This window comes from Pseudomonas sp. PS01270 (assembly GCF_029959775.1).
In the GTDB taxonomy this organism is placed as follows: Bacteria; Pseudomonadota; Gammaproteobacteria; order Pseudomonadales; family Pseudomonadaceae; genus Aquipseudomonas; species Aquipseudomonas atacamensis.
The window spans coordinates 44,634-51,772 of sequence record NZ_JASCPT010000026.1 but is presented as its reverse complement, the minus strand read 5'-3'; the positions used below and the strand labels follow the sequence as shown (position 1 = coordinate 51,772).

At 63.8% G+C, this 7,139-nt stretch carries 7 protein-coding genes; all 7 read right to left on the bottom strand.

What is annotated here, in order from left to right; all coding sequences use genetic code 11:
* Positions 1–107: 107 nt before the first annotated feature.
* The 7 genes from QMX86_RS10715 to cbiE all read right to left on the bottom strand — a co-directional run bounded on the left by QMX86_RS10715 (position 108) and on the right by cbiE (position 7,039).
* Positions 108–2,228: a TonB-dependent copper receptor gene (locus QMX86_RS10715; protein ID WP_282387660.1), complete on the bottom strand. Its 2,121-nt coding sequence runs from the start codon at positions 2,226–2,228 to the stop codon at positions 108–110.
* An 84-nt stretch (positions 2,229–2,312) separates the two neighbouring features.
* Positions 2,313–2,759 (bottom strand): DUF2946 domain-containing protein, encoded by a 447-nt coding sequence (locus QMX86_RS10710; protein WP_071174270.1) that lies wholly within the window; start codon positions 2,757–2,759, stop codon positions 2,313–2,315.
* A 21-nt stretch (positions 2,760–2,780) separates the two neighbouring features.
* Positions 2,781–3,260: a copper chaperone PCu(A)C gene (locus tag QMX86_RS10705; protein ID WP_282387663.1), complete on the bottom strand. Its 480-nt coding sequence runs from the start codon at positions 3,258–3,260 to the stop codon at positions 2,781–2,783.
* Positions 3,261–3,308: 48 nt separating this feature from the next.
* Positions 3,309–3,707: a DUF2946 domain-containing protein gene (locus QMX86_RS10700; RefSeq protein ID WP_273526473.1), complete on the bottom strand. Its 399-nt coding sequence runs from the start codon at positions 3,705–3,707 to the stop codon at positions 3,309–3,311.
* 317 nt (positions 3,708–4,024) lie between these two features.
* A complete protein-coding gene (locus tag QMX86_RS10695; RefSeq protein WP_122707790.1) occupies positions 4,025–4,741 on the bottom strand; it encodes a cobalt-precorrin-6A reductase in 717 nt (238 codons plus the stop codon).
* Positions 4,738–5,835 (bottom strand): cobalt-precorrin-5B (C(1))-methyltransferase, encoded by a 1,098-nt coding sequence (locus QMX86_RS10690; protein ID WP_282383718.1) that lies wholly within the window; start codon positions 5,833–5,835, stop codon positions 4,738–4,740. Before QMX86_RS10690 ends, QMX86_RS10695 begins: the two co-directional genes overlap by 4 nt.
* Positions 5,828–7,039, bottom strand: coding sequence for a precorrin-6y C5,15-methyltransferase (decarboxylating) subunit CbiE (gene cbiE / locus QMX86_RS10685; protein ID WP_282383717.1), 1,212 nt, complete (start codon positions 7,037–7,039; stop codon positions 5,828–5,830). The genes QMX86_RS10690 and cbiE overlap by 8 nt, the downstream gene beginning before the upstream one ends.
* Positions 7,040–7,139: the final 100 nt, after the last annotated feature.

Here is a 7,139-nt window from a genome sequence, read left to right as displayed (position 1 = left end):
CCTGTGGGAGCGAGCCTGCTCGCAAAGCGGTTGTTCAGTCGATATCAATGCCGACCGTGGCGCCGTCTTCGCGAGCAGGCTCGCTCCCACATGGGTAGGTGTTGGTGTCAGAAACTCATATCCACTTTGGTCCAGAGCGTGCGCCCCGGTTCATTAATTGCCTGTGGGTCATTGGCCGGGTAACCGAACCCCGCGTTGCCAGCCAGGTTCAGGTGCTCGGCGTAGGCTTTGCCGAACAGGTTGTCGACGCCGCTGCTGACCTTCCAGTGCTGGTTGATGCGGTACGCGCCGTTGAGCGAGAACACGCCGAAGCCCGAGCTCTGGGCGTAATCCTTGCCGACCACGTTGCCCTTGTTCGCGTCGATGCGGTGCTGCGCGGCGACCACTCGCCAGAGTGCGCCGGCGCTCCACTTGGCCTCGCTGTAGGTCAGGCCGAAGCGCGCATCCAGCGGTGGCATCTGCGGCAGGGCCGAGCCGTCGCTGCTGTTCTTGCCCCAGGCATAGGCAAGGGTCGCATCGGCTTTCCAGTTGTCGGTGAGGTTGTAGGCAGCACCGAGTTCGCCGCCCATGATCCGCGCGTCGATGTTTTCGGCGCGCGAGGTGCTCATGCCCATCATTCCCGGCGTGTAGTCGAACAGGATGTAATCGCGTACCACACCGATGTAACCCGAGGCCCAGGCTTCGAGGTCGGCGCTCCTGTAGTTCACGCCAAAGTCGAACTGCGTGGTCTTTTCCGGTTTGATCGAGTCGAACGCATTGACCGATCCTGCCGGGCCGGACTTGGGCGAAAACAACTCCCAGTAATCCGGGAAGCGTTGCGCGTGACCGAGGCCTGCATAGAGCGTGGTCGGGCTGTCGGCGAGGTCATGCTCGTAACGGATGAAGCCGCTGGGCAGGGTGTCGGCGCGGGTGTCGTCGGCGGTCGGGTTGGGGCGGGACATCATCCCCGAGCCGGTGGTCTGCCGGTAATCCTTGGCCGAAGCACGGTCGACACGGGCGCCAGTGATCAGGCGATCACGCTCGGCGGCGTACCAGGTCATTTCGCTGAACACGCCGTAGTTATGGAAATCGGCGTCCTTGCTGTACGGCAGCTGCTTGTAGGTATCGACGCCCATTGCACTGCGCTGACGGTGCTCGTTGGTCTGTGCGTCGAGGCCGGTGATCAGCTGAACATCAGCCCAGCGCCAGGTCGCCTTGAGCCGCGCGCCGAGGGTGCGACGGTCGACGTTGGACGCCATGGGCCCTGCCATCATCCCGGTGCCGGACGGGGTGCGCAGGGTGTAGTTATCCATCACATGGTCGGCGTAGTTGTAGTAGACCTGTGCCTCAAGTTTTTCCAGCACCTCGCTGATGTTGGATTTCTCGAAACGCAGGCCGAGGCTTTCGCGCAGGAATTGCGAACCGTCCATGCCGCGCCCGGCATACCGCGCCTCGCCGTCGCCCTTGCCGGCGGTGAGTTCGATCAAGGTGTCGGCATCCGGCGTCCAGCCCAGTGCGACATCGCCGTTCCACTTGTCGTAACGCGAGGCGACGATGTCGTTGTTGCCATCGCGGTAATCGTCGGAATGCGCGGTGTTGCCGATGACGCGCACGTAGCCCAACGGACCGCCGGCAGCCGCGTCGATGACCTTGTCGAAACGGCCGTGGGAGCCAGCCAGGATGCTGGCGTTGACGCGAGTGCCGAGTTCGCCGAAGTTCTCCGGCTCACGGTCGAACAGCACCGTACCGGCCGATGCGCCCGGACCCCAGAGGACGGTTTGCGGGCCTTTGATCACCGTGAGTTTGTCGTAGGTTTCCGGTGAAATATACGAAGTCGGCGCGTCCATCCGGCCAGGGCAAGCGCCGAGCATCATGCTGCCGTTGGTGAGGATATTCAGCCGCGAACCAAACATGCCGCGCAGCACCGGATCGCCGTTGGTGCCGCCATTGCGCACCAGAGCGAAGCCGGGAATGGTCTTCAGATAATCGCCACCGTCACTGGCCGGCACCGGTTGGCGCGGATCCCTGGGGTTGGTGACGATCGTCAGTGGCGAGCTTGGGGCGATGGCAGTGATCACCGTCGGGCTCAGTTCATTTCCGTGGCCGGTGTGATCATCAGCCAGCGCCAGCGGAGTCAGCAGTACGCCGCAAAGGACGGCAATAGCGTGCCTGCAACGAATCCGCGATTCATTCAGGGCAAAGTGCGCGCGGGCAGATTCCGCGCAGGGGACAGCAGTAAACCTGGACATGACAATTTCCATCGAACAGTCGTAAACACCACGGCCGGCAGCCTGGAGCTGTCTTCTCAACCGTGTGCAATCAGAGGTGCGTGTTTACGTGGCGATGGGCGGGGCGCGGGTGCGGGCGCCGGGGAAGAAGGGTTGGCGGGCATGGCCCAGACGCGGGGAGGGTGGGGTGAAGGTGTTCGGTGGCGGGATGTTGAAAGCGACGAAATCGCCGCCGCCGGTCAGTGCCGGGCAGTTAAACAGCAGGCTGCAATAGCCGCATTTTTCCCACAGCACGTGGTGCGAAGATTGCGGCGGGCAATGCTCGGCCGCAGGCTGGGCTGCATGGCCGCTGTGATCCATGCCGGGCATGTCCATCGACATGTCCATGCTCATTGGCATCGACGTCGAGGCGTGCTGATCCATCGGCATCGACTGAGAAATCAGTGGACCGATGAAGATCATCAACATGGCGAACAGGGCGATCCAGCTGCCACGCGTCAGCGCTTGAGTCTGACGGTGATGCGGGACGGGCCTGGCGCGCAACGGACGCATGGGCGAAGTCAGCCGAAACGGTTACTGAGCGTGCACGTGGCCCTGGGCGGATTCCGGCGCTTTCTTCTGCACGGCAACTTCAACGCTGACGTCACCTGCCTTTTCGAAATGCAGGGTCATCGGGAAGCGCTTGCCGTCGCTGAGCAGACTGCGATCGCTCGGGTTGAGCAGCATCACGTGATAAGCCATCGGCGCGAAGGTCACGGTGCCGCCGGCGGGGATTTGCACGCTTGGCACTTGCTGCATCTTCATCAGATCGCCCTGCATCACGTGCTCGTGCAACTGCGCTTGTGCAGCGATGGGCGAGTCGACGCTGAGCAGGCGATCGGCGCTTTTGCCGGTGTTGTGGATGATGAAGTAGGCGGCGACGGTCGGCGCATTCGGCGGCAGTTCCTGCGACCACGGATGGGCGATTTCCAGCGCATCCGCCTTGTATTCATGGGCATGGGCGAAGCACGCCGGCAACAACAGCGCGGCGAGGACGAAGAGTTTCTTCAACATGGCAGTTCTCCAGAACGATTTGAAACGCGGATTTGTGGCGCGAACAAATCAGACCAGAGGGGAAGCACGGGGATTGAGACTCGGCCATTGCTGGCGCGGCGTCGGGGCTTGCAGGGAGACGGGCGCAACGCTGCGGTTGCTTTCAAATTGCGCGAAATACAGCTGCGGCGAATGCCCCGGCAGCGCCAGCAATGGCGCCCCACCTGAGCAACACCAGCAGTGCTGCATGTTCGAATGGCTGTCGTTTTGCGGGGCCTTCTCATCCGTGGCACCGATGTCGATCGCCACCATCTTCATGCCGCTGCCGGTGCAGAAACTGCTCCAGAGTATCTGCTCGGCCGGTGAACTGGCCGCCTGCGCCATCGCCCCGCTCAGCGGCATGGCGAGCATGTTGAACAGCACTGCAAGGCAGGCGATCCAGGCAAATGCTAACCGGCGTCGGTTCATGGGACAGGTCCGTTGGGTGGGCGATCAGGCGCGGCCCATTTAGCCTGATCAGGGCCGATAAGTAAAAAAGCGTCGTGCGGTTTGGTGTCGCATTGAGCTGTTAAAGGAGTGTAGCTACTTGAATTTGCAGTGCCAGACCTGACGCCTTCGCGGGCAAGCCCGCTCCCACAAATTTTGTGAGTGTGCACAGATATCAGCAACATCCACGGTTCCTGTGGGAGCGAGCCTGCTCGCGAAAGCGATTTGTCAGGCACTGATGGGCTGCCGGTGCGGACGTCTTCGCGAGCAGGCTCGCTCCCACATAGGGCGGTGCCGATTCAGTGGGAAAGGGCAGCGAGGACTTCAGCGAATGATCCAAACTCCCGATCAACCCCCGGCAACCCCGGCCGCTTCAACACCAGCACCGGCACGCCACGCTCACGCGCCACTTCGAGCTTCGGCTCAGTCGCGCTGCTGCCGCTGTTCTTGCTGATCAGCACATCGATCTGCCTGCGCTCGAACAGCGCGCGCTCGTCTTCCAGCAGAAACGGCCCACGGGCGCCGATCACTTCGCAGCGCGCGTTGCCGGGACAGACGTCGAGGGCGCGCAGGGTCCAGAACTGGTGTGCCGGGATTTCGTCGAGGTGTTGCAGCGGTTCGCGGCCGAGGGTGAACAGCGGGCGGTGGAACGGTTCCAGGGCGGCGATGAGTTCGGCCCAGTCACTGACCTCGCGCCAGTCATCGCCCGCTTGCGGTTGCCACGCCGGGCGACGCAAGGCCCAGCAGGGGATGCTGGCGAGCTGTGCTGCGCGGGCGGCGTTGGCGCTGATTTGTGCGGCGTACGGGTGTGTAGCGTCGAGCAGCAGATCGACGCCTTCATCGGCGATGAACTGCGCCAGTCCCTCCGCGCCGCCATAGCCGCCGACCCGAACCTGGCAGCGCAAATCGCTCGGCACCCGGCCAACGCCGGCGAGGCTGTAGATATGTTGCGGACCGAGCGTGCGAGCAATCGCCAGCGCTTCAGTGACACCGCCAAGCAATAGGATCCGTTTCATGCAAAACCTCCGGCATGCCCGACAATCCCGCCTTGACGATCAATGGCAAACACCTCGACCTGCACCTGTGCCGGCACCACGCTGCGGGCGAAATTCAACGCATGGCGGCAAACCTCATCCCCTAAAGCAATGCCCGCCGCGCTGGCCATGGCCAAGGCTTGTTGGCTGGTATTGGCTTCGCGAATGCCTTGTTGCAATGCCTCATCCGCGCCAATCGCCGCCGCCCACTCGGCCAGTTGCGGCAAGTCGATGCTCGAATGCCGTGAGTGCAGATCCATATGCCCGGCGGCGAGTTTGCTGATCTTGCCGAAGCCGCCGCACAGGCTGAGTTTATCCACAGGTACTTTGCGCAGATGCTTGAGCACCGCACCGACGAAATCACCCATCTCGATCAGGGCAATTTCCGGCAGATCGTAGACCCGGCGCATGGTGTCTTCGCTGGCGTTGCCGGTGCAGGCGGCGATGTGCAGATAGCCGTTGGTTTTCGCCACGTCGATGCCCTGATGGATCGAGGCGATGTAAGCGGCGCAGGAAAAGGGCCGGACGATGCCGCTGGTACCGAGGATCGACAGGCCGCCAAGAATGCCCAGCCGTGGATTCATGGTTTTCAGCGCCAGTTCTGCGCCGCCCTCGACATTGACCGTGACGTCGAAGCCGCCGCCGTAGCCGGTTTCGGCGGCGAGCAAGGCCAGGTGATCGCTGATCATCTTGCGCGGCACCGGATTGATCGCCGGTTCGCCGACGGCCAATACCAGACCGGGTCGGGTCACCGTGCCGACGCCGACACCGGCGTTGAAGCGAATTCCTGGTTCGGCGCACAGTCGCACCTGTGAATAGAGCAGGGCACCGTGGGTGACGTCAGGGTCATCGCCGGCATCCTTGATCGTCCCGGCCTCGGCGCCGCCCGCGCTCAGGCGACAGAACTCCAGGCGCATCTGCACCTGTTTGCCCTTGGGCAGCGTGATCTGCACCGCGTCGGCAGCGATGCCGGCGAGCAACAGGCGCGCGGCGGCGAGGCTGGTGGCGGTGGCGCAACTGCCGGTGGTGAGGCCGCTGCGCAGGGGCGCGGGTTGTTCGGCGGTTTCGTCACGCATCGAGGGCTTTGACCAGTTCCAGCAGGGTGATCGGCAATGCCTGACGCCAGGTATCGAACTCGCCGAGCGGTTGCGCCTGGGCGACATGGACGCGCGTCAGTTCGCCGCCGTATTGTTCGCGCCAGTGCATCAGGGTGACTTCGCTTTGCAGGGTCACGGCGTTGGCCACCAGACGGCCGCCGGGCTTGAGCTGGTCCCAGCAGGTTTGGAAAACACCCTCGCGGGTCACGCCGCCGCCGATAAAAACAGCGTCCGGCCGTTCGAGGTTATCCAGCGCTTGCGGCGCCTTGCCGCGAATCAATTGCAGGCCGGGTACGCCCAGCGCATCGCGGTTGTGTTCGATCAATTGCTGACGGCCCTCGTCGGCCTCGACCGCCATGGTGCGACAGCTCGGGTGCGCGCGCATCCACTCGATGCCGATCGAACCGCTGCCGGCGCCGACATCCCAGAGCAGTTCGCCGGGCTTCGGCGCCAGGCGGGCGAGGGTGATGGCGCGCACGTCGCGCTTGGTCAACTGGCCGTCGTGACGGAACGCCGAATCGGGTAAGCCGGCGAGGCGCGACAGGCCGGTAACACCGGGTTCGGCCAGGCACTCGACAGCGACGACGTTGAGGTCGGCGACCGCCGGGTCGTCCCATTCGCTGGCGCTGCGTTCGATACGTCGTTCGGCGGCACCGCCCAGGTGCTCTAGCACAGTCATGCGACTTGGGCCGAAACCACGTTCGCACAGCAATTGCGCAACGGCGGCAGGGCTGCTGCCGTCATTGCTCAGCAGCAACAGACGCACGCCGCTGAACAGATGCGCATTGAGCGCCGCCAGCGGACGCGCCACCAGCGACACAACCGTCACCTCTTGCAACGGCCAGCCCAGGCGCGCCGCCGCCAATGCGCAGGACGAAGGCGCGGGGATGATCGCCATCTCGGCGCTCGGCACCTGACGCGCCAGACTGGCACCGACGCCGTAAAACATCGGATCACCGCTGGCCAGCACGCAGACCGGCTCGCCACGCGACTCGAGCACCGGCGCGAGGGAAAACGGACTCGGCCACAATTGCCGCTCGCCGCCGATGCACGGCGGCAGCAGATCCAGCTGACGCTGGCCGCCGACGATCCGCGAAGCGCCCAGCAGAGCACGCCGGGCGTTCTTGCCCAGGCCCTTGAAGCCGTCTTCACCGATTCCCACGATCGTCAGCCAGGGTGACATCTATATTCCTCAAACGTGGCGTTCCGACGGGCAGACTTTTCATGCCGCCGGACAAAGCAGGCATAATACCGCGCCTTCGCCCGCGAAGCGCCTCTGCCAC

Excerpts from the sequence above, each read along its gene's own strand:
- cbiE (WP_282383717.1), bottom strand. The coding sequence starts at position 7,039 with ATGTCACCCTGGCTGACGATCGTGGGAATCGGTGAAGACGGCTTCAAG.
- QMX86_RS10690 (WP_282383718.1), bottom strand. The coding sequence starts at position 5,835 with ATGCGTGACGAAACCGCCGAACAACCCGCGCCCCTGCGCAGCGGCCTC.
- QMX86_RS10700 (WP_273526473.1), bottom strand. The coding sequence starts at position 3,707 with ATGAACCGACGCCGGTTAGCATTTGCCTGGATCGCCTGCCTTGCAGTG.
- QMX86_RS10715 (WP_282387660.1), bottom strand. The coding sequence starts at position 2,228 with ATGTCCAGGTTTACTGCTGTCCCCTGCGCGGAATCTGCCCGCGCGCAC.
- QMX86_RS10705 (WP_282387663.1), bottom strand. The coding sequence starts at position 3,260 with ATGTTGAAGAAACTCTTCGTCCTCGCCGCGCTGTTGTTGCCGGCGTGC.
- QMX86_RS10710 (WP_071174270.1), bottom strand. The coding sequence starts at position 2,759 with ATGCGTCCGTTGCGCGCCAGGCCCGTCCCGCATCACCGTCAGACTCAA.
- QMX86_RS10695 (WP_122707790.1), bottom strand. The coding sequence starts at position 4,741 with ATGAAACGGATCCTATTGCTTGGCGGTGTCACTGAAGCGCTGGCGATT.